Source organism: Arthrobacter sp. CJ23 (assembly GCF_024741795.1).
GTDB lineage: Bacteria > Actinomycetota > Actinomycetes > Actinomycetales > Micrococcaceae > Arthrobacter.
Genome location: NZ_CP102950.1, coordinates 2,806,093 through 2,823,969, shown reverse-complemented (window position 1 = coordinate 2,823,969; position 17,877 = coordinate 2,806,093). Strand labels below are relative to the sequence as shown.

The window sequence follows — 17,877 nt, the reverse complement described above, 5'->3', positions numbered from 1 at the left end:
CCCATGGCCAACATCATCGAATTCAGCGGAACCGTGCTCACCGGGACCGAGCAGGAGCGTCGCGGGCTCTGGTCCGTGGACGGGCTACTGACGTTCGAACGGCCGGCCGCGGAACCGGACGCGGTGCTGGACGGCTGGGTGGTGCCCGGCTTCGTAGACGCGCACTGCCATGTGGGCCTCGGCAAGGGCGGCGCTGTTGACGAAGGGACCGCCCTGGCCCAGGCCACGGCAGACCGCGACGCCGGAACTCTGCTGATCCGTGACGCCGGCTCGGCCAGCGACACACGCTGGATCCAGCAGCGGCCGGACATGCCGCGGCTCATCAGGGCGGGGCGCCACATTGCCAGGAGCCGCCGCTACATCCGGGGCCTGGGCGAGGAAGTGGAACCGGCGGACCTCGTGGAGGCCGTCCGCAAGCAGGCCCGTGCCGGCGACGGCTGGGTCAAGCTGGTGGGCGACTGGATCGACCGGGGGACCGGTGACCTGGCGGCCTGCTTTCCGGCCGCGACCGTCAAGGACGCCATTGCCGCCGCGCACGACGAGGGCGCCCGCGTCACGGCGCACTGCTTCGCCGAGGACACCATCGATGACATGCTCGACGCCGGGATCGACTGCATCGAGCACGCCACGGGCCTGCTCCCGCGGCACATCCCGCGGCTGGTCGGCCAGGGTGTGCCGATCGTCCCCACGCTGGTCAATATCGAAACCTTCCCGGACATCGCCGTCCAGGCCGCCGGCAAGTTCCCCGTCTACGCGGCACACATGACCAGGCTGTGGGAGCGCCGCAAGGAGCGCGTCCTGGAAGCCTTCGAAGCCGGTGTGGCGGTCCGTGCCGGGACCGACGCCGGGAGCGTCATCCGGCATGGCCGGATTGCCGATGAGATCCTGGCACTGCACGACGCCGGCCTCCCGGCTGCCGCTGCCTTGGACGCCGCCTGCTGGGGAGCCCGGGACTGGCTTGGGGTCGAGGGTATCGGCGAAGGCGCCAGCGCCGACGTCGTGCTCTGCGCGGACGATCCGCGCGCGGACCTGTCCACCGTGCGTGGACTCAGGCACATCGTGCTGCGCGGGAACATTATCCGGACGAATTCGGCCGGTTAGGAATAAATTGAAGCTTCAAGTAATTTAGATAGGTAGAGGATGCCGAACGTCGGCACCAACAGGACCCGGGAGCTTCGCATGACCACACCATCCAGCCAGGACCTTCTTCCTGCCGAACTCACCATGGGCACCGTCATGCTCAAGGTCGGCGACATGAAGCTCATGAGCGGCTACTACCGGGACGCCCTGGGCCTGGACGCCGTGGCCGAGCAGGACGGCGGCGTCTACTTCGGCCGCGTCGGCAAGCCGCTGGTGCACCTTTCCCCGGCGGCCGGGCTCCACATCCCCGGCCGGGGCGAAGCGGGCCTGTTCCACACCGCCCTGCTGTTCGAAGACCAGGCCGCGCTCGCCGCCACGGTGGCCACCGCCGCGCAGTTCGAGCCGCAGGCCTTCGTAGGGAGCGCCGACCACCTGGTCAGCGAGGCCTTCTACTTCACGGACCCCGAGGGCAACGGCATCGAGCTCTACTACGACAAGCCCCGCGAAGGCTGGCAGTGGAACGGCAATACTGTTGTCATGGACAGCCTTCCGCTGCCCCCTCAGCGCTACCTCCAGCAGCACCTGAGCGAAGCCGCCGTGAGCGGCCAGCGTGGGGCGAACGCCGGCGTCGGGCATGTCCACCTCCAGGTGGGTGACGTGCAGACGGCGCAGGACTTCTACGTGGACGCCCTCGGCTTCGAAAAGACCGCCGGCTGGCATGGGCAGGCGCTGTTCGTTTCCGCCGGCGGCTACCACCACCACATGGCCATGAATGTCTGGAACAGCCGGGGTGCCGGTCCGCGCAAAGACACGCTGGGCCTGGGCGAGGTAGTGATCGAAGTGCCGTCCGGCGATGACATCGGTGCCCTGGCCGACCGCCTCAAGGTCGCGGGCATCGAAAGCCACCACACCGGCCTGGAGCTGCGCTTCGAGGATCCGTGGCGTAACCGGCTCCGAGTGGCCATCCGCTGAGGGACCCGGCTGCACTAGGCTGGGCTGTGACGGTGCGGCACCATCCGGGCTGCCGTGCCGGCTTCCTGCCAGCATCACGGTCCGTTAGAAGGAATGAGAGTACTCTCCATGGGTTTTGCCGAAATCTTTGTTGCCACCCACGCTGAAGCACTCAAGCGGGCGTCAGCCTTGGAAAAGGGTGCGGCCGCCGCTGGCGCCGCCGTCAGGATCCCGGGAATCAGCGACTTTGAGGTGGAGCAGCTGGGTGACCTCGCGGGAAAGGCCGTCCATGCGGGCGGTGCTGACTACGAACTCGCCCTGGTTGACGTCACCAGTGACGCCTTGCTTGGCGTGCCCGATGCCATGGTCCGGGCCCTCGCGGAGCTGCTGAGCTACGAAAGCGAAGGCGAAGGCAACGTGCTCGAAGAGGTGGCCGACGGTTGGGCCGGACAGGACGACATGCCGTTCGGCGCCGAGGAATCGCGCCGGTACGTCCAGCAGCTTGCAAAGCTGGCGGTCGAGGTGGAATCCGCCGACCGCGCGGGCCTGTACGTCTGGTCCGAGTAGCCTTTTCCGCCGTCCGGGGAGCCGTTGGCGACCCGCCGGTGGCCCTTCGGGGTGGCGCGGCTCGAAATAGTTTCTGTCATCTGGCACAATGGACAGGTACTTGATCGGCGCGGCCCCTCTCTCCGTGCCTAAATCTTGTCCTTCGAACCCTCTAGTATGGCCCGCCCCACGGGTGCAGAATGCTGGGCTCAACCCCGTTTCAGAAACAGGAGTGACCACAAAAGTGGCCGTAAAGATTCGCCTTAAGCGCTTCGGTAAGATGCGCGCACCGTACTACCGCATCGTCGTCATGGACTCCCGCGCAAAGCGCGATGGCCGTGCGATCGAAGAGATCGGCAAGTACCACCCGACCGAAGAGCCGTCGTACATCGAGGTCGTTTCCGACCGCGCCCAGTACTGGCTCTCCGTCGGCGCCCAGCCGACCGAGCAGGTTGCCGCGATCCTCAAGATCACCGGTGACTGGCAGAAGTTCAAGGGCCTCCCGGGCCAGGAAGGCACCCTGAAGACCAAGGCTCCGAAGGCTGCCTTCGTTGCACCGGAGAAGGGTTCCGTCATCATCCCGGAAGCCATCACCAAGAAGGCCAAGAAGGACGAAGCTGCTGAAGCTCCGGCCGAGGCTGCTGAAGCAGAGACCACCGAGGCTGAGTAAGTTGCTGGCAGAAGCGCTCGAGCACCTGGTCCGCGGGATCGTTGACAGCCCTGAGGATGTCAAGGTCAGTGCCAAGAACAACCGCCGCGGGGAATCCCTCGAGGTGCGCGTTCACCAGGACGACCTCGGACGGGTGATCGGCCGCCAGGGACGCACCGCACGCGCACTGCGCACTGTGGTTGCTGCACTGGCCGGTGGCGAGCAGGTCAGGGTCGACGTCGTCGACACCGACCGCCGCCGGTAGCGCGCCCAGCACGACTTGTCTTAGATCCGGCCCCTTCACCGAATACGGTGGAGGGGCCGGACTGCTTTACCCCAAACACCGCAGTCCGCAGCTCCGCACACGGCACCCCGCCTTGCGGGACACGGCACATCCAGAAAACAGAGGAACCCATGCAGCTCCAGGTGGCCCGAATCGGCAAACCCCACGGCATCCGCGGCGAAGTCACCGTCCAGGTGCTCACCGACGCGCCCGGCGAGCGGTTTGTCCCCGGCACGGAGTTTGTTGTGGAGCCGGCGTCCGCCGGACCCCTCACCGTCATCAGCGCCCGCTGGAACAAGGACATCCTGCTGCTCGGCTTCGAAGAAATCGCCGACCGCAACGCTGCCGAAGCCATCCGCGGCGCCAAACTCTTCATCGAAACCGCAGACATCGACGACGAGGACGGCGACGAGGGCTGGTACGAGCACGAGCTCGTCGGCCTCGAAGCCCGCGTCGGCTCGCAGGTGGTCGGCAAGGTCTCCGCGCTGAACACCATGCCGGTCCAGGACCTCCTCGTCGTCGAAGACGCCAACGGCAAGGAAATCCTCATTCCGTTCGTCGATGAGATCGTCCCCGAGGTGAACATCGAGGAAGGCTACATCCTCCTCACGCCGCCCGCCGGGCTTTTTGAGATCAACGACGAGGCCGCGGGCGACGACCCCGACGCCGAGGCCGGCACCGAATCCGACGCCGACGCCGGGAAAGACGCCTAGATGCGGATCGACGTCGTCAGCATTTTCCCGGAGTACCTCGCGCCGCTGGAGCTCTCGCTCATCGGCAAGGCGCGCCAGGACGGGCTGCTGGAGCTGAACGTCCACGATCTGCGGACGTTCACCACCGACAAGCACAGGACCGTGGACGACACGCCATACGGCGGCGGAGCAGGCATGGTCATGAAGCCCGAGCCCTGGGCGAAGGCCCTGGAATCCGTGGCAGGTGCCAGTGAAGGTGCCGGTGCTGCCGAAGACTCCCGCAAGCCCGTGCTGATCGTTCCCTCGCCGGCGGGGGAGCGTTTCAACCAGGCCCTCGCCTACGAACTCGCCGAAGAAGAGCAGTTGGTCTTCGCGTGTGGCCGGTACGAGGGAATCGACGAACGCGTCATCGAATGGGCCGAGGAACACTTCACGGTCCGTCCTGTCAGCCTGGGCGACTACGTGCTCAACGGCGGCGAAGTGGCCGTGCTGGCCATGGTGGAAGCCATCGGCCGGCTGCTGCCCGGCGTGGTGGGCAATCCGGAGTCTCTCATCGAGGAATCGCACTCCGACGGCCTGCTCGAATACCCGGTCTTCACCAAGCCCTCGTCCTGGCGCGAACGCGACGTGCCCCCGGTGCTCCTGAGCGGCAACCACGGCAAGATCGCCCAGTGGCGCCGCCACGAGCAGTTCCGCCGCACGGCGGACCGCCGTCCGGACCTGCTCGCGGAGTTCGACGCCGGCTCGCTGAGCCGTGCGGACCGCAACGCCTTCAAGGATCTCGGGTACGACGTCGTCGACGGCCGGTTGCGCCTGCGCGGCGGGCAAGAGGACTGATTGGCTGGATGCCACCGTGTGTGGCAGAATTAACCCTTGTGTCTACTGGGCTCGCACCTGCCACAGGGGGAGTGTAGCCAACAGCAAGACAACCCGGTTCCACCAATCGGTGGCGGAATCGGACTTTGAAAACTTCGGCGGGAATTTCCGGCTGGCCTCAGGCCCCCGGCTTGCCCGCCGTGACCCAAAGTGAATGACCTGTGGCGTTCACCAGGAGTGGATTAATGCATATCCTCGATAGCGTAGACGCAGCCTCGCTGCGCAACGATGTTCCGGCGTTCCGCGCGGGTGACACCCTCAAGGTTCACGTCAACATCATCGAAGGCAAGAACTCCCGTGTCCAGGTATTCCAGGGCTTCGTCCTGGGTCGCCAGGGTGACGGCGTTCGCGAAACCTTCACCGTCCGCAAGGTTTCCTTCGGTGTCGGCGTAGAGCGTACCTTCCCGGTACACTCCCCGATCATCGAGAAGATCGAGGTTGTCACCAAGGGTGACGTCCGTCGCGCCAAGCTGTACTACATGCGCGCACTGCGCGGCAAGGCTGCGAAGATCAAGGAAAAGCGCGACTTCACCACCGCCAAGTAGGTCTTCCCGACCAACGCAGCGGGTCCTGGATTCGTGCCCGGCCAGCGCCGGAGAAATCCGTAACGCAACAGGAACGAATCATGGACCACACAGAACGCCAGCCCCGGAAACAGGGCTGGCGTTTTGCGTTGATGGCGCTGGTCCTTGCCATCGCCATCAGCGGCCTGGTCCGGTCCTTGTGGCTGGACGTGTACTTCATTCCCTCCGAATCCATGGAGCCGCTGCTTGGCACGGGCGACCGGATCCTGGTCTCGCGCACTGACTACACGTCCGATCCCGTCCGCCGCGGCGACATCGTGGTCTTTGACGGACGCGGCTCCTTTGCCCCGTTGAACAGCGGCAAGGGACCCTTGGCGGACGCGGCGTCCGCCGTGAGCCAGTGGCTGGGCGTGACTGGCAGCGACACCACCTACGTCAAACGCGTCATCGGGATGCCGGGGGACCACGTGGTGTGCTGCGACGCGAACGGGCAACTCACAGTCAACGGTCAGGCGCTTGAGGAACCATACTTGTACCCTGGCGACGTACCCAGCGCCCAGAAGTTCGATGTGATCGTCCCTCCCGGGCGCCTGTGGCTCATGGGCGACCACCGCTCCCGCTCGGCCGACTCCCGAGGACTCCTCGGCGCGCCGGGCGGCGGCATGGTCCCGCTTGAGCGTGTCATCGGCCGGCCGGTCCAGATCCTCTGGCCCCTTGATAGATTTGCACAAACGCCTCGCCCCGCGCAGGCCGCACCAACTTCGAAGAACGGACAGTAGATGCCGGAGACAACGCCCGGGACGCCCGAGCGGCACGACGACGTCCGGCCGAGGGAAGGGACTCGCGCCGCGGAGTCGCCGCGCCGCGCCGCACGCGAGGCAGCGCTGGCCGCCGACAACCAGGCTGCAGACGCGCAGGCGGCCGATGCGCGGGCGGCCGACGCGCGGGCGGCCGATCGGGCCGGCCTGGAGGGTGCGGGCGGCAGTGCCGGGGCGCGTGTCGAAGCAGCGGTCCCAGGCCGCTCGGAAGGCGCCACGGAAGACACGGCGAAGGACACCGGGGAAGGCGCCGGCAAGAAGGCCAAAACCGGAAACCCGTTGCTGCTCTGGCTGAAGGAGATCGCCACTGTGGTGGTCATCGCCGTCGTCCTGTCTTTCCTCATCAAGACGTTCCTGTTCAGGGCCTTCTACATCCCCTCTGAATCCATGGTCAACACCCTGGACATCAACGACCGCATCTTCATCAACCTGCTCGTGCCGGAACCCTTTGCCCTCCAGCGGGGCGACGTGGTGGTCTTCAGGGACGCCCAGGGCTGGCTGCCGGCCGCCGCGCAGAAGCCCGCTGGTCCCTTTACCTGGGTCCAGGACGGCCTGGAATTCGTGGGGCTGCTGCCCGACGACAGCGAACAGCACCTCGTGAAGCGCGTGGTTGGCCTGCCCGGTGACCGGGTGCGCTGCTGCGACGCCAGCGGACGTGTCAGCGTCAACGGCGTCCCGCTGGATGAAAGCTACGTGAACCCTGCCGAGATCCCCTCGCCGATGTCCTTCGACGTGGTTGTTCCCGCGGGGAAGGTCTGGGTCCTGGGGGACAACCGCAACCACTCGGCCGATTCGCGGCTGCACCAGCAGGTCAACGGCGGCTTCATCAATATTTCCGACGTGGAAGGCAAGGCCACGGTCATTGCCTGGCCGCTCAACCGCTGGAACGTCCTGGACAACCACCCGGAGGTCTTCAGCAACGTCCCGGCGGGCGCAGCCCCCGTATCCATCGGCAAGTAAGGCCGGCAGGACCATGGCCACGGCAGCCACCAAGGAAAAGAAACCCCCGAAGCTTCCTACCCTGGATGTGGAGCGGACGTTCCTGGCCCCCGGCATCCGGCTACTGGCCGGCGTCGACGAGGTAGGCCGCGGTGCCCTGGCCGGGCCGGTGAGTGTCGGCATTGCCGTTGTGGACCTTGAGAACCTGGTGCCCTTGGCCGACGTCCGGGACAGCAAGCTGCTCAAGCCCGAGGACCGGGATCGCCTGGAACCCCTTGTGAGGGAATGGGCCGCCGCGTCCGCGGTGGGCCACGCCAGTGCCCGGGAGATCGACGAGCTCGGCATCGTGGGGGCCCTGCGGCTTGCCGGGACCCGCGCCTGGCTGGACATCCTGGCTGGCGGGGTGCGTCCCGACGTCGTACTGCTCGACGGCAGCCACAACTGGCTCTCGCCAGAGGTCCAGGCGTCCCTGTTCGACGCCGGTCCGGCGGGACCGGCGTGCGAGGCGCCAGTGCACACCCGTGTGAAGGCGGACATGAGCTGCCTCAGCGTGGCTGCCGCCAGCGTGCTGGCCAAGGTGGCCCGCGACCACCTGATGCTGGAGCTCCATGCGGAACTTCCGGCCTTCGGCTGGAATGAAAACAAGGGCTACGGCACTGCCGCGCACCGCGACGCCATCCGCGCCGCGGGACCCAGCGCCTACCACCGGACCAGCTGGAACCTGCTGTAGCCCTGCTGTGGCCCCGCCTTGTGGCGCAAGGTGCCCCGCGGATGGTGCAAGATGGAAGCATGAGCGCCGAGGACCTTGAGAACTATGAAACCGACATGGAGCTTCAGCTCTACCGCGAATACCGGGACGTCGTCGGTTTGTTCAGCTACGTTGTCGAGACCGAACGCCGGTTCTACCTGGCCAACCACGTCGACCTGCAGGCCCGCAGCGCCGACGGCGAGGTCTACTTCGATCTGACGCTGCAGGACGCCTGGGTGTGGGATGTGTACCGTTCCGCACGGTTCGTGAAGAACGTCCGCGTCATCACCTTCAAGGACGTCAACGTCGAGGAACTGCCCCGCAACGAGGACCTCGCCCTGCCCAAGGACGGCGAGCTGGGGAACCTGGGAGATCTCGGCAGCTGATCCGTCCTGCCCTTGCCCCGGCTGGCGGGGCGACTCGTCCTCCACAGGCCTGCTTTGACCCGGTTTCCCACATAGCCGCATAGACCCCTGCCGCCGCCGTCGTTCCGCCCTCAGGCTGGTAGCGGAGGTGGACATGAGAGCCAAAGACTTGCTCGGCCAGCACGGTGAAATGCTGGCGGCCGGGTTCCTGGAAACGCAGGGCATGCGCATTGTGGACCGGAACTGGCGCTGTTCCGACGGCGAAATCGACATCGTGGCGCTGGACGGCGACACGTTGGTGGTTGCCGAGGTAAAGACCCGTCGCAGCACCGCCTACGGCCATCCGTTCGAAGCGGTCGGCACCGCGAAGCTCGCCCGCCTGCACCGGCTCGCTACCTCGTGGTGCCGGGAACACGAACTCCGCGTGCCGTACCGGCGGGTGGACGTCGTCTCGGTGATCGACGACGGCGTGGGCGAACCAATGCTCGAACACCTGCGGGGTGTCGGCTAGATGGGCGTCGGGCGGAGCTATTCCGTGGCGCTGCTGGGCCTCAACGGCTACATCGTGGAGGTCGAGGCCGACATCGGCCAAACACTCCCCAACTTCGTCATTCTGGGCCTCCCCGACGCCGCTTTGAATGAAGCCAAGGAACGGATCCGCTCGGCGGCCCAGAACTCGGGCATTCCCCTGAGCCGGCGAAAGATCACCGCCAACCTCATCCCGGCCTCGCTGCCCAAACGCGGTTCCGGCTTCGACCTTGCCATCACCATGGCCGTGCTCCGGGCGGCGGGCGACATCCGGTCCACGGCAAAGACCGTGTTCCTGGCCGAACTCGGGCTGGACGGCAGGCTCAGGCCCGTCCGCGGGATCCTCCCGGCTGTCATGGCCGCCGTGCAGGCAGGGTATCCGGACGTGGTGGTGGCCCAGCCGAACATGGCTGAGGCATGCCTGGTTCCGGGAGCGAACGTCCGCGGCTACCGGACCTTGGCCCGGCTCGCCTTTGACTACGGTGCCGACCCGCAGGACCTGGCCCTCGATTATGATCCCGAGGACAGCCAACCGGCCGATGAAGAGGTTCCGGAAGGACCGGCCCCTGACCTCAGCGACGTCTCGGGCCAGGGCGAGGCCCGCCGGGCACTCGAGGTGGCCGCAGCGGGAGCCCATCACGTGCTCCTGACGGGGCCGCCCGGAGCCGGCAAGACCATGCTGGCGGAGAGACTCCCCGGACTGCTCCCGGATCTCGCTGACCGGGAAGCCATGGAGGTCACGGCGATCCACTCCCTGTCCGCGGTGCAGGCCTCGGCCGTTTCGCTGGTGCGCCGCCCGCCCTTTGAAAACCCGCACCACAGTGCCACCGCGGCGGCGATCATCGGCGGCGGCTCGGGCCTGCCCCGGCCCGGAGCCGCCTCGCGGGCGCACCGCGGTGTCCTGTTCCTTGACGAGGCGCCGGAATACGAACGCCGCGTCCTGGACGCCCTGCGCCAGCCCCTCGAGAGCGGCGAACTCGTCATCCACCGTTCCGCCGGAACGGCGGCCTACCCGGCCCGTTTCCAGCTTGTCCTGGCGGCCAACCCCTGCCCGTGCGGCAAGGCCTCCGGGAAGGGCCTGGAATGCACCTGCACGCCCACCATGCGCCGGCGCTACTACGGGCGCATGTCCGGGCCCCTGCTGGACAGGGTGGACATCCAGCTGCACGTGGAACGGGTTTCGCTGGCGGATTTCGGGCAACCGGGTTCCGAGGAGGACACGGTCACCGTCGCCCGAAGGGTACAGGAGGCGCGGCAGCGCCAGCGGGAACGGCTCGGGCACTTGGGGCTGGAGACCAACTCCCAGGTACCCGGGCGGCTGCTCAGGGGCGAGCTGCGCCTGCCGCCGGCAACCACCCGGATCCTTGATGCCTCCCTGGAGCGTGGCGTCCTCACGGCCCGTGGATACGACCGCGTGCTGCGGCTGGCTTGGACCCTGGCCGATCTCGGCCACCGGGACCGGCCGCACGGCGATGACATCGGACAGGCGCTCGGCCTTCGGCAGGCGGCCGCAGCGGCATGAAAGGAAGCACCATGAACACGCAGGCCACAACGGACACCAAACGCCTGGCCCGGGCAGCCCTGTCGCGGCTCATGGAGCCACAGGACGCGGCAGGCCTGGCGCTCGTCCAGGCGGCAGGAGCCGTCGACGGCCTGCGCATCGCGACGGGCCAGTTGAAGGCCGGCCCGGAGCTCGAACAGGAAATCACTGCCTTGCTCGCCGGTGACGGAACCGGTTCATGGCCCGGGATCACGGCGTCCCTGAAGCGTTGGGCGCCCCGGGTGGCCGATCTGGCTCCCGAGCGGGACCTGGCCACCATGAAGCGGCTGGGCGGCAGGATGATCGTCCCCGGCGACGAGCTCTGGCCCGTCCAGCTGTCGGACCTCGGCATCCAGGAGCCTCTGTGCCTCTGGTGGCGCGGCAGCGAGGTGGAGATTCCGCCAGCCAGGCGCACCATCGCGCTGGTGGGTTCCCGGGACAGCACCAGCTACGGCGCCTCCGTCACAGGCGACTTCGCCCATGGGCTGGGACAACGCGGGTACACGGTGGTCTCCGGCGGCGCGTACGGCATTGATGCCCACGCGCACCGCGGGGCCTTGAGCGGCGGCACCGGCCCGATGCCCACCATCGCAGTCATGGCAGGGGGCGTGGACCGCTTCTATCCTTCCGGCAACGAGGACCTGCTGCGGGCGGTGGCCAACCAGGGTGCGGTGCTCGCCGAGGTGCCTCCCGGCTCGGCCCCCACCAGGTACAGGTTTCTCCAGCGCAACAGGCTCATTGCCGCGCTGGCTGGCGTCACGGTGGTGGTCGAGGCGCGCTGGCGCTCCGGCGCCTTGAACACGGCGCACCACGCGGAAACGATCGGCCGGGCTGTTGGCGCGGTTCCCGGTTCGATACACAGTGCCAATTCCGCCGGCTGCCACCGGCTGCTCCGGGATGGAGGCGCTGTGTGCGTTACCGATGTGGGGGAGATCGCCGAGCTTGCCGGGGCCAGTGGCGAGGAGCTGCCCGCGGAACAGGAAGGGCTTGCGGCCGCGCACGACGGACTCACGCTCGAGGACCTGATCCTGCTCGATGCCCTTCCGCTGCGCTCCACGAGCTCCGTGGACAAGCTCGCCGTCGTGGCAGGGCTCAGCCCCGAAGCAGTCCGGGCGGGACTGGGCCGTCTGGGCCTGCTCGGCCTGGCTGCGTCCGAGCGCGGCGCCTGGAAGAGGTCCAAGGACGGTTGATTGCGTGGCTGATGCGGGCCGGAAATGAACAGTACATAATCGCACTGGCATATTTCAGGATCGTACGGCAAAATGAAAGCAATACCGCGGAACTTTCAAGTCCTACTTGAAGCTTCCGCGGCACCAACTTAATAGTCCGGCAGGGACCACCGGGAATCCGTGGCACCCAGGGGCAACAAGCACCATCCAGGCAGAGGTCGTTGGGGAAGACGTACCTACAGCTATGGAGGATGGAATGTCTGTTGCAATGACCCGTGGTGTTTTGTTTGTTCACTCGGCCCCTACCGCGTTGTGCCCTCACGTTGAGTGGGCCATCGGATCGGTCGTGGACAAGCGGACCGATCTTGAGTGGACCGCTCAACCTGCTGCACCCGGAATGTACCGGGCGGAGTTGTCGTGGACAGGCGCACCGGGTACCGGGGCGCAGCTTGCTTCATCGCTGCGTGGCTGGGCCCACCTGCGCTATGAGGTCACGGAGGAACCCAGCCAGGGAGTGGACGGTGCGCGCTGGTCGCACACCCCCGATCTCGGCATCTTCCACGCCGTCACGGACGTCCACGGCAACATCATGGTTACCGAGGACCGCATCCGCTATGCCTATGAATCCGGCGCCGGCGATCCCTCCGCCGTCTACCACGAGCTTTCACTGGCCTTGGGCGAGGCCTGGGACGAGGAACTCGAGCCGTTCCGGCACGCCGCCGAGGGCGCCCCGGTGCGCTGGCTCCACCAGGTCGGCTAGCGCCAAATTCCGCAACAGCAGCAAGCCCCCTAATCGCACCAAGCAAGACCCGTAGCAAGCTAAACCCCATAGCAAACAGCAAAAGAGGATGGCCCCACCAAACGGTGGGGCCATCCTCTTTGCGTGTCTCCGGTCCGGCGCCGACGGTGCCTGCGGCTAGACGTTGCGGACGGCGATGACGGCGTTGTGGCCGCCGAAACCGAACGAGTTGCTCAGCGCCACGATGTCACCGGCGGGCAGATCACGCACGGACGTCACGACGTCGAGCGGGATCTCCGGATCCTGGTTCTCAAGGTTGATCGTCACCGGAGCCTTGCGCTCGTACACCGCGAGGACCGTGAGCACGGCCTCAACGGCGCCGGAGGCGCCCAGCAGGTGCCCCATCTGCGATTTGGTGGCGGAGACCGCCACGTTGTCCACGTGGGCGCCCAGGGCGGCGCGCAGCGCCGTGTACTCGGGCTTGTCGCCAACGGGGGTGGAGGTTGCATGCGCGTTCACGTGCACCACGTCCTCGGCCTGGATGCGGCCATCGAACATGGCAGCCTTGAGCGCACGGGTGGCGCCCAGGCCCTGCGGGTCCGGGGCGGTGATGTGGTAGGCGTCGGCAGTGACCGAGGTGCCTGCAAGTTCGGCATAGATGCGGGCGCCACGGGCAAGGGCGTGTTCCTCGGCCTCGAGCACCAAGGCGCCGGCACCTTCACCCATGACGAAACCGTCGCGGTCGATGTCGTACGGGCGGGACGCGCGCTCGGGCTCGTCGTTGCGGCGCGAGAGCGCCTGCATCGACGAGAAGGCAGCCAGCGGCATGGGGTGGATGGCGGCCTCGGCGCCACCGCACATCACAACGTCGGCCTTGCCGGAGCGGATGAGCTCCAGGCCCAGGTGCAGGGCCTCGGTGCCGGAAGCGCAGGCGGACACCGGGGTGTGCGCGCCGGCACGGGCGCCGAGGTCAAGGCTGACGGCTGCGGCCACGCCGTTGGGCATGAGCATCGGAACCGTCATGGGCAGGACCCGGCGGGGGCCCTTTTCCTTGAGCGTGTCCCAGGCATCCAGGAGCGTCCAGACGCCGCCGATGCCGGTGGCGAAGGCCACGGCAAGGCGGTCGTGGTCAACCTCGGTGATGCCGGAATCAGCCCAGGCTTCGCGCGCCGCGATGACGCCGAACTGCGTGGACGGGTCCATGCGCTTGGCCTCGACGCGGCTCAGGACATCCAGCGCCGGCGTGGAGCACCGGGCAGCAAAGTGGACGGGGAGCTCGTACTTGGCCACCCACTCGTCTTCGAGCGTGTGGGCACCGGAGACCCCTTTCAGCGCGTTCTTCCACATTGTGGGTACGTCGCCGCCGATGGGAGTGGTGGCCCCCAGACCGGTTATGACTACTTTGCGTGCCATGCGATCACTCTCTGTCGGATCAGCCGGCCCTGCTACGGTTCTTCGCAGGGGCGGCAGGAAAATCTTTGGGCGGTATTGCGGCTGTGCCGGGCCCGGGAGGGTTCACCACCCGGGTCCGGCACAGCTGGAACCAGGACTAGGCCTGGGCGTTTGCGATGAAGCTGACGGCGTCGCCGACGGTCTTGAGGTTCTTGACCTCTTCGTCCGGGATGCGGACGCCGAACTTCTCTTCAGCGTTGACCACGATGGTCATCATGGAGATGGAGTCGATGTCCAGGTCCTCGGTGAAGGACTTGTCCAGCTCCACAGCCTCGGTGGCCAGGCCGGTCTCTTCGTTCACGATTTCAGCCAGGCCGGCCAGGATTTCTTCGTTGCTAGCCATTGTTGGCTCCTTTTCTTGTTGTGCCGGCTGCTGCCGGAAACGGTTCAAACCACGGATGCGGCTTGTGTCTCAAAGTCATATTCAGTTGGCTGGCGGCCGCGGGGCCGGTCCAGTTGTGCAGCAAGCCAGTGCGGTAAGCGCTGGACCGCTACGGCAGCACCACTACCTGCGCGCCGAAGACCAGGCCGGCGCCGAAGCCGATCTGCAGGGACAGGCCACCGCTGAGCTCCGGGTTTTCCTGGAGCAGGCGGTGCGTGGCCAGCGGGATGGACGCTGCCGAAGTGTTGCCGGACTCGGCGATGTCGCGTGCCACCACCACTGTTTCCGGGAGCTTCAGCTTCTTGACCATCTCGTCGATGATCCGCATGTTGGCCTGGTGCGGGACAAAGGCGGCCAGGTCCGAGGCCTCGACGCCCGCGGCATCCAGGGCCTGCTGGGCAACCTTTGCCATCTCCCACACGGCCCAGCGGAAGACCGTCTGGCCGTCCTGGCGCAGCGTCGGCCAAACATCCTGCGCGGCCTCAAGGATCGCCTGGTCGTCCGACTCGTCGGAGTGGCGGGCGGACTCGCCGAGTGCGCGGACGTCGTCGAGCGAGTGCGTCATGCCGATGGCGTCCCACTTGCTGCCGTCGGAACCCCACACGGAGGGAGCGATGCCGGGCGTGTCGGACGGACCGATCACCACGGCGCCGGCGCCATCGCCGAGAAGGAAGGAGATGGTGCGCTCGTGGTTGTCGATGACATCCGAGAGCTTCTCGGCGCCGACCACCAGGACATACTCGGCAGCGCCGGAGCGCACCAGGGCGTCGCCTTGGGCCACGCCGTAGCAGTAGCCCGCGCAGGCGGCGGAGATGTCGAAGGCGGGTGCCGGCGTCGCGCCCAAACGGTCGGTGAGGGCGGCGGCAGCGGACGGCGTGGCAAACGGGTGGGTCACGGTGGAGACGATGACGGCACCCAGCTGGGACGCTTCGATGCCGGCGTGCTTGAGTGCCTCGCGGGCTGCGCCTTCGGCCATGTCGATCACGCTGACGTTGGCGGCGGCGCGGTGCCGGGTCACGATGCCGGTGCGCTGGCGGATCCATTCATCGGAGGAATCGATCCACTGGCAGACGTCGTCGTTGGTGACGATCACATCCGGGCGGTACGCCCCGATGCCGACGATGCGCGAGTGTGCGTTGATTGGTGCCTGCTTGAGTACGGGAGTGCTCATGCCTGTCCCTCCAGTTCGGCGAAGAGTGCCAGGGCCGCGGAGAGGTCGTCCGGGGTCTTGACAGCGACGGTCTTGACGCCGGGCATGCCGCGCTTGGCGAGCCCGGCGAGGGTGCCGGCCGGGGCCAGCTCGATCAGGCCGGTTACACCGCGCTGCACCAGGGTCTCCATGCAGAGATCCCAGCGGACGGGGCGGGAGACCTGGGCGATCAGGCTCTCGACGGCGGCAGCACCGGCGCTGACTTCCTTGCCGTCGAAGTTGGACAGCAGAGGGACGGCCGGGTCATGCGGCTTCAGGGACGGCTGCAGTGCTTCCAGGGCGCTCACGGCCGGTGCCATGTGCGAGGTGTGGAAGGCGCCTGCGACCTTGAGCGGGATCACACGGGCCTTTGCCGGCGGGTTCTCGGCCAGGGCCTTGAGCTGTTCGAAGGTGCCTGCGGCGACGGTCTGGCCAGCACCGTTGACGTTGGCGGGAGTGGCACCGGCAGCCTCGATGGCGGCCAGGACCTCTGCGGGGTCGCCGCCGACCACGGCGCTCATGCCGGTCGGCGTGACGGCGGCCGCGGCGGCCATGCTGTTGGCACGCTCCCGGACGAAGGTCATGGCTTCGGCCTCGCTGAGCACGCCAGCCAGGGCCGAGGCCGTGATTTCACCGACGGAGTGCCCGGCAAGAACCACGGGCAGCGTGCTGAGCTCGACGTCGAACAGCGACTTGGCGGCCACAAGGCCTGCCGCGACGATCAGGGGCTGCGCGACGGCGGTGTCCTTGATGGTCTCTTCATCCGAGGTGGTGCCGTGGGCCTTGAGATCAATGCCTGCGATCTCGCTCAGGGCGGCCAGATGGCCCTCCGCGGAAGGCAGTTCCAGCCAGGGGGCCAAAAAACCAGGGGTCTGGGAGCCCTGTCCAGGGCAGACGATTGCAAGCACGTATCCAGCTTTCCAAATTGCCACGTGATCCACCGGTGTTTTCGTACACCAAGCTCACTGGGTCAGTTTGTAGGAAGTCTACAACGGTTCAGTTCTGTGAACGTGATCCGTGTCGTTCGGACGAGGCCTTCGGCTGGGCCGAAAGCCTTCCCACCACCAGCGCCGTTTGGAGGACAAAAGCCTCCCGCGGCAGCAGCGGATCCCATCCGGTGACATCGCAGACGCGCTTCAAACGGTAGCGCACCGTGTTCGCATGGACGAACAGTTCACGGGCGGTTGCCTCGAGCGAATGGCCCAGTTCCAGGTACGTCCCCAGCGTTTCCACCAGTCCGTTGGAGGCGGCCAGCAGCGGCCGGTAGATGTTCTTCACGAGTGAGCGACGGGCGGCGTCGTCGCCCGACACCACCCGCTCCGGCAGGAGATCGTCGGCCGCCACGGGGCGGGGGGCGGACGGCCAGGCCTTCGCGGCGGTGAGGCCCGCGAACGCCGCCTGAGCGGAACTGCTTGCCTCCAGCAGTGAACCGGCCTCAGGCCCGTACACCACGGCGCCCGGGGCAAACAATTCACTTAGCTTCACATACGCCGTGTCGCGGTCCTGCACGCCGCCCAGGATGAGGATCAGCCGGTCTCCCTGGATGCCCACCAGCGCGTCCTCGGCATAGCGTCCCGCGGTGCGGCGCAGCTCGCTGACATAGCTGGCACTGGGTTCCGACGGCGAGTTGCCCACCATCACGGTGAACCTCTCCTGTGCCTTCCAGCCGAGCGCCGCGATCCTGGAGCGCAAGGCGTCGGTGTTCTCTCCGCGCAGGATGGCATCGACAATGAGGGCCTCAAGCCGCGTGTCCCAGGAACCCCGGGACTCGGCTGCACGCGCATAGACATCGGCGGCGGCGAAAGCCACCTCGCGCGAATACCGCAGCACGGCCTCGCGCAGCGAGGGCTGGTCCGATTCCGGCGCGATCACCGGCACCTGGTCCTCCACAACCTCCACCACAATCCGGATCAGCTGGAGCGCCTTCTGCAGGCTGATGGAGCGCGTCAACTCCGTGGGGGCATTGCCGAAGACGTCCGTGAGGATCCACGACGGTGAACTCGGCCGCTCGTACCAGGTCACGAAGGCGGCGATGCCGTTCTGGGCCACCAAGCCGAGCGCCGAGCGTTCATCGGAGCTGAGGCGGCTGTACCAGGGCAGCGACTTCTCCAGCTGGCGCATGATGGTGGTGGACAGCTGGCCCACATTGGCGCGGAGCTGTTTCAGCGTCACCGCCTTTTCCGGCGTCAATGCACGCGACGGCGCTTTGCGCTTCGCGGGGGTCTCTGAGGGCTCTGCCATGGAACGAGCATACGGCCCATCACCGGCAAGCTCCATTTGTGCGAAGGCTACAACTTCCTTTGTCGTGTGTCACCCGCCGTGCCGGGCATCCGGCAGGGAAGTTAAAAGCCCGACGGCGGCCCCCACCGTGTGGTGGAGGCCGCCGTCGTGGAGTATCGCCAGGGCG

Annotated in this window: 21 protein-coding genes; 16 read left to right on the top strand and 5 right to left on the bottom strand. The window is 67.1% G+C overall.

Going from position 1 to position 17,877, the window contains the following annotated elements; genetic code table 11:
- Positions 1-3 precede the first annotated feature (3 nt).
- The 16 genes from NVV90_RS12580 (at position 4) to NVV90_RS12505 (ending at position 12,468) form a co-directional block, all read left to right on the top strand.
- Positions 4-1,101, top strand: a complete 1,098-nt coding sequence (locus NVV90_RS12580; protein ID WP_258437624.1) for an amidohydrolase family protein — start codon at positions 4-6, stop codon at positions 1,099-1,101.
- A gap of 78 nt (positions 1,102-1,179) precedes the next feature.
- Positions 1,180-2,052 (top strand): VOC family protein, encoded by an 873-nt coding sequence (locus NVV90_RS12575; RefSeq protein ID WP_258437623.1) that lies wholly within the window; start codon positions 1,180-1,182, stop codon positions 2,050-2,052.
- Positions 2,053-2,160: 108 nt separating this feature from the next.
- Positions 2,161-2,598, top strand: a complete 438-nt coding sequence (locus NVV90_RS12570; RefSeq protein WP_258437622.1) for a hypothetical protein — start codon at positions 2,161-2,163, stop codon at positions 2,596-2,598.
- A 223-nt stretch (positions 2,599-2,821) separates the two neighbouring features.
- Positions 2,822-3,247 (top strand): 30S ribosomal protein S16, encoded by a 426-nt coding sequence (gene rpsP, locus NVV90_RS12565; RefSeq protein ID WP_258437621.1) that lies wholly within the window; start codon positions 2,822-2,824, stop codon positions 3,245-3,247.
- A 1-nt stretch (position 3,248) separates the two neighbouring features.
- Positions 3,249-3,491 (top strand): RNA-binding protein, encoded by a 243-nt coding sequence (locus NVV90_RS12560; protein ID WP_207614856.1) that lies wholly within the window; start codon positions 3,249-3,251, stop codon positions 3,489-3,491.
- A 149-nt stretch (positions 3,492-3,640) separates the two neighbouring features.
- Positions 3,641-4,222, top strand: coding sequence for a ribosome maturation factor RimM (gene rimM, locus NVV90_RS12555; RefSeq protein WP_258437620.1), 582 nt, complete (start codon positions 3,641-3,643; stop codon positions 4,220-4,222).
- Positions 4,223-5,038 carry a tRNA (guanosine(37)-N1)-methyltransferase TrmD gene (trmD, locus tag NVV90_RS12550; protein WP_258437619.1) on the top strand — a complete coding sequence of 272 codons (816 nt, stop codon included), beginning with the start codon at positions 4,223-4,225 and terminating at the stop codon, positions 5,036-5,038.
- 224 nt (positions 5,039-5,262) lie between these two features.
- The gene (gene rplS, locus NVV90_RS12545; RefSeq protein WP_258437618.1) at positions 5,263-5,622 is read left to right on the top strand and encodes a 50S ribosomal protein L19; all 360 of its coding nucleotides are present in this window, start codon (positions 5,263-5,265) and stop codon (positions 5,620-5,622) included.
- A gap of 80 nt (positions 5,623-5,702) precedes the next feature.
- Positions 5,703-6,380, top strand: a complete 678-nt coding sequence (lepB, locus tag NVV90_RS12540) for a signal peptidase I (protein ID WP_258437617.1) — start codon at positions 5,703-5,705, stop codon at positions 6,378-6,380.
- Entirely contained in the window at positions 6,381-7,379 is a 999-nt protein-coding gene (gene lepB / locus NVV90_RS12535) for a signal peptidase I (RefSeq protein ID WP_258437616.1), read from the top strand.
- A 13-nt stretch (positions 7,380-7,392) separates the two neighbouring features.
- Positions 7,393-8,088: a ribonuclease HII gene (locus tag NVV90_RS12530; RefSeq protein ID WP_258437615.1), complete on the top strand. Its 696-nt coding sequence runs from the start codon at positions 7,393-7,395 to the stop codon at positions 8,086-8,088.
- Positions 8,089-8,147: 59 nt separating this feature from the next.
- The gene (locus NVV90_RS12525; RefSeq protein ID WP_258437614.1) at positions 8,148-8,492 is read left to right on the top strand and encodes a DUF2469 domain-containing protein; all 345 of its coding nucleotides are present in this window, start codon (positions 8,148-8,150) and stop codon (positions 8,490-8,492) included.
- A 133-nt stretch (positions 8,493-8,625) separates the two neighbouring features.
- Complete coding sequence (locus NVV90_RS12520; RefSeq protein WP_258437613.1) at positions 8,626-8,982, top strand: YraN family protein; 357 nt, start codon at positions 8,626-8,628, stop codon at positions 8,980-8,982.
- On the top strand, positions 8,983-10,521 hold the full coding sequence (locus tag NVV90_RS12515) for a YifB family Mg chelatase-like AAA ATPase (protein ID WP_258437612.1): 1,539 nt from the start codon (positions 8,983-8,985) through the stop codon (positions 10,519-10,521).
- A gap of 11 nt (positions 10,522-10,532) precedes the next feature.
- Positions 10,533-11,729, top strand: coding sequence for a DNA-processing protein DprA (dprA, locus tag NVV90_RS12510; RefSeq protein ID WP_258437611.1), 1,197 nt, complete (start codon positions 10,533-10,535; stop codon positions 11,727-11,729).
- A gap of 235 nt (positions 11,730-11,964) precedes the next feature.
- A complete protein-coding gene (locus NVV90_RS12505) occupies positions 11,965-12,468 on the top strand; it encodes a DUF3145 domain-containing protein (RefSeq protein ID WP_258437610.1) in 504 nt (167 codons plus the stop codon).
- A 156-nt stretch (positions 12,469-12,624) separates the two neighbouring features.
- Here the strand turns inward: NVV90_RS12505 and NVV90_RS12500 are convergent, their stop codons facing one another.
- The 5 genes from NVV90_RS12500 to NVV90_RS12480 form a co-directional block, all read right to left on the bottom strand.
- Positions 12,625-13,860: a beta-ketoacyl synthase gene (locus NVV90_RS12500; protein WP_258437609.1), complete on the bottom strand. Its 1,236-nt coding sequence runs from the start codon at positions 13,858-13,860 to the stop codon at positions 12,625-12,627.
- 136 nt (positions 13,861-13,996) lie between these two features.
- Complete coding sequence (locus NVV90_RS12495; protein WP_011692310.1) at positions 13,997-14,242, bottom strand: acyl carrier protein; 246 nt, start codon at positions 14,240-14,242, stop codon at positions 13,997-13,999.
- A gap of 148 nt (positions 14,243-14,390) precedes the next feature.
- Positions 14,391-15,452: a beta-ketoacyl-ACP synthase III gene (locus NVV90_RS12490; RefSeq protein WP_258437608.1), complete on the bottom strand. Its 1,062-nt coding sequence runs from the start codon at positions 15,450-15,452 to the stop codon at positions 14,391-14,393.
- A complete protein-coding gene (locus tag NVV90_RS12485; protein WP_258437607.1) occupies positions 15,449-16,378 on the bottom strand; it encodes an ACP S-malonyltransferase in 930 nt (309 codons plus the stop codon). Before NVV90_RS12485 ends, NVV90_RS12490 begins: the two co-directional genes overlap by 4 nt.
- Positions 16,379-16,466: 88 nt before the next feature.
- Complete coding sequence (locus NVV90_RS12480) at positions 16,467-17,711, bottom strand: CdaR family transcriptional regulator (protein ID WP_258437606.1); 1,245 nt, start codon at positions 17,709-17,711, stop codon at positions 16,467-16,469.
- Positions 17,712-17,877: the final 166 nt, after the last annotated feature.

What these genes read in the sequence shown, in the direction of transcription:
- NVV90_RS12580 (WP_258437624.1), top strand. Translation starts at nt 4, where the DNA reads ATGGCCAACATCATCGAATTCAGCGGAACCGTGCTCACCGGGACCGAG.
- NVV90_RS12575 (WP_258437623.1), top strand. Translation starts at nt 1,180, where the DNA reads ATGACCACACCATCCAGCCAGGACCTTCTTCCTGCCGAACTCACCATG.
- NVV90_RS12570 (WP_258437622.1), top strand. Translation starts at nt 2,161, where the DNA reads ATGGGTTTTGCCGAAATCTTTGTTGCCACCCACGCTGAAGCACTCAAG.
- rimM (WP_258437620.1), top strand. Translation starts at nt 3,641, where the DNA reads ATGCAGCTCCAGGTGGCCCGAATCGGCAAACCCCACGGCATCCGCGGC.
- trmD (WP_258437619.1), top strand. Translation starts at nt 4,223, where the DNA reads ATGCGGATCGACGTCGTCAGCATTTTCCCGGAGTACCTCGCGCCGCTG.
- rplS (WP_258437618.1), top strand. Translation starts at nt 5,263, where the DNA reads ATGCATATCCTCGATAGCGTAGACGCAGCCTCGCTGCGCAACGATGTT.
- lepB (WP_258437617.1), top strand. Translation starts at nt 5,703, where the DNA reads ATGGACCACACAGAACGCCAGCCCCGGAAACAGGGCTGGCGTTTTGCG.
- lepB (WP_258437616.1), top strand. Translation starts at nt 6,381, where the DNA reads ATGCCGGAGACAACGCCCGGGACGCCCGAGCGGCACGACGACGTCCGG.
- NVV90_RS12530 (WP_258437615.1), top strand. Translation starts at nt 7,393, where the DNA reads ATGGCCACGGCAGCCACCAAGGAAAAGAAACCCCCGAAGCTTCCTACC.
- NVV90_RS12525 (WP_258437614.1), top strand. Translation starts at nt 8,148, where the DNA reads ATGAGCGCCGAGGACCTTGAGAACTATGAAACCGACATGGAGCTTCAG.
- NVV90_RS12520 (WP_258437613.1), top strand. Translation starts at nt 8,626, where the DNA reads ATGAGAGCCAAAGACTTGCTCGGCCAGCACGGTGAAATGCTGGCGGCC.
- NVV90_RS12515 (WP_258437612.1), top strand. Translation starts at nt 8,983, where the DNA reads ATGGGCGTCGGGCGGAGCTATTCCGTGGCGCTGCTGGGCCTCAACGGC.
- dprA (WP_258437611.1), top strand. Translation starts at nt 10,533, where the DNA reads ATGAACACGCAGGCCACAACGGACACCAAACGCCTGGCCCGGGCAGCC.
- NVV90_RS12505 (WP_258437610.1), top strand. Translation starts at nt 11,965, where the DNA reads ATGTCTGTTGCAATGACCCGTGGTGTTTTGTTTGTTCACTCGGCCCCT.
- NVV90_RS12500 (WP_258437609.1), bottom strand. Translation starts at nt 13,860, where the DNA reads ATGGCACGCAAAGTAGTCATAACCGGTCTGGGGGCCACCACTCCCATC.
- NVV90_RS12495 (WP_011692310.1), bottom strand. Translation starts at nt 14,242, where the DNA reads ATGGCTAGCAACGAAGAAATCCTGGCCGGCCTGGCTGAAATCGTGAAC.
- NVV90_RS12490 (WP_258437608.1), bottom strand. Translation starts at nt 15,452, where the DNA reads ATGAGCACTCCCGTACTCAAGCAGGCACCAATCAACGCACACTCGCGC.
- NVV90_RS12480 (WP_258437606.1), bottom strand. Translation starts at nt 17,711, where the DNA reads ATGGCAGAGCCCTCAGAGACCCCCGCGAAGCGCAAAGCGCCGTCGCGT.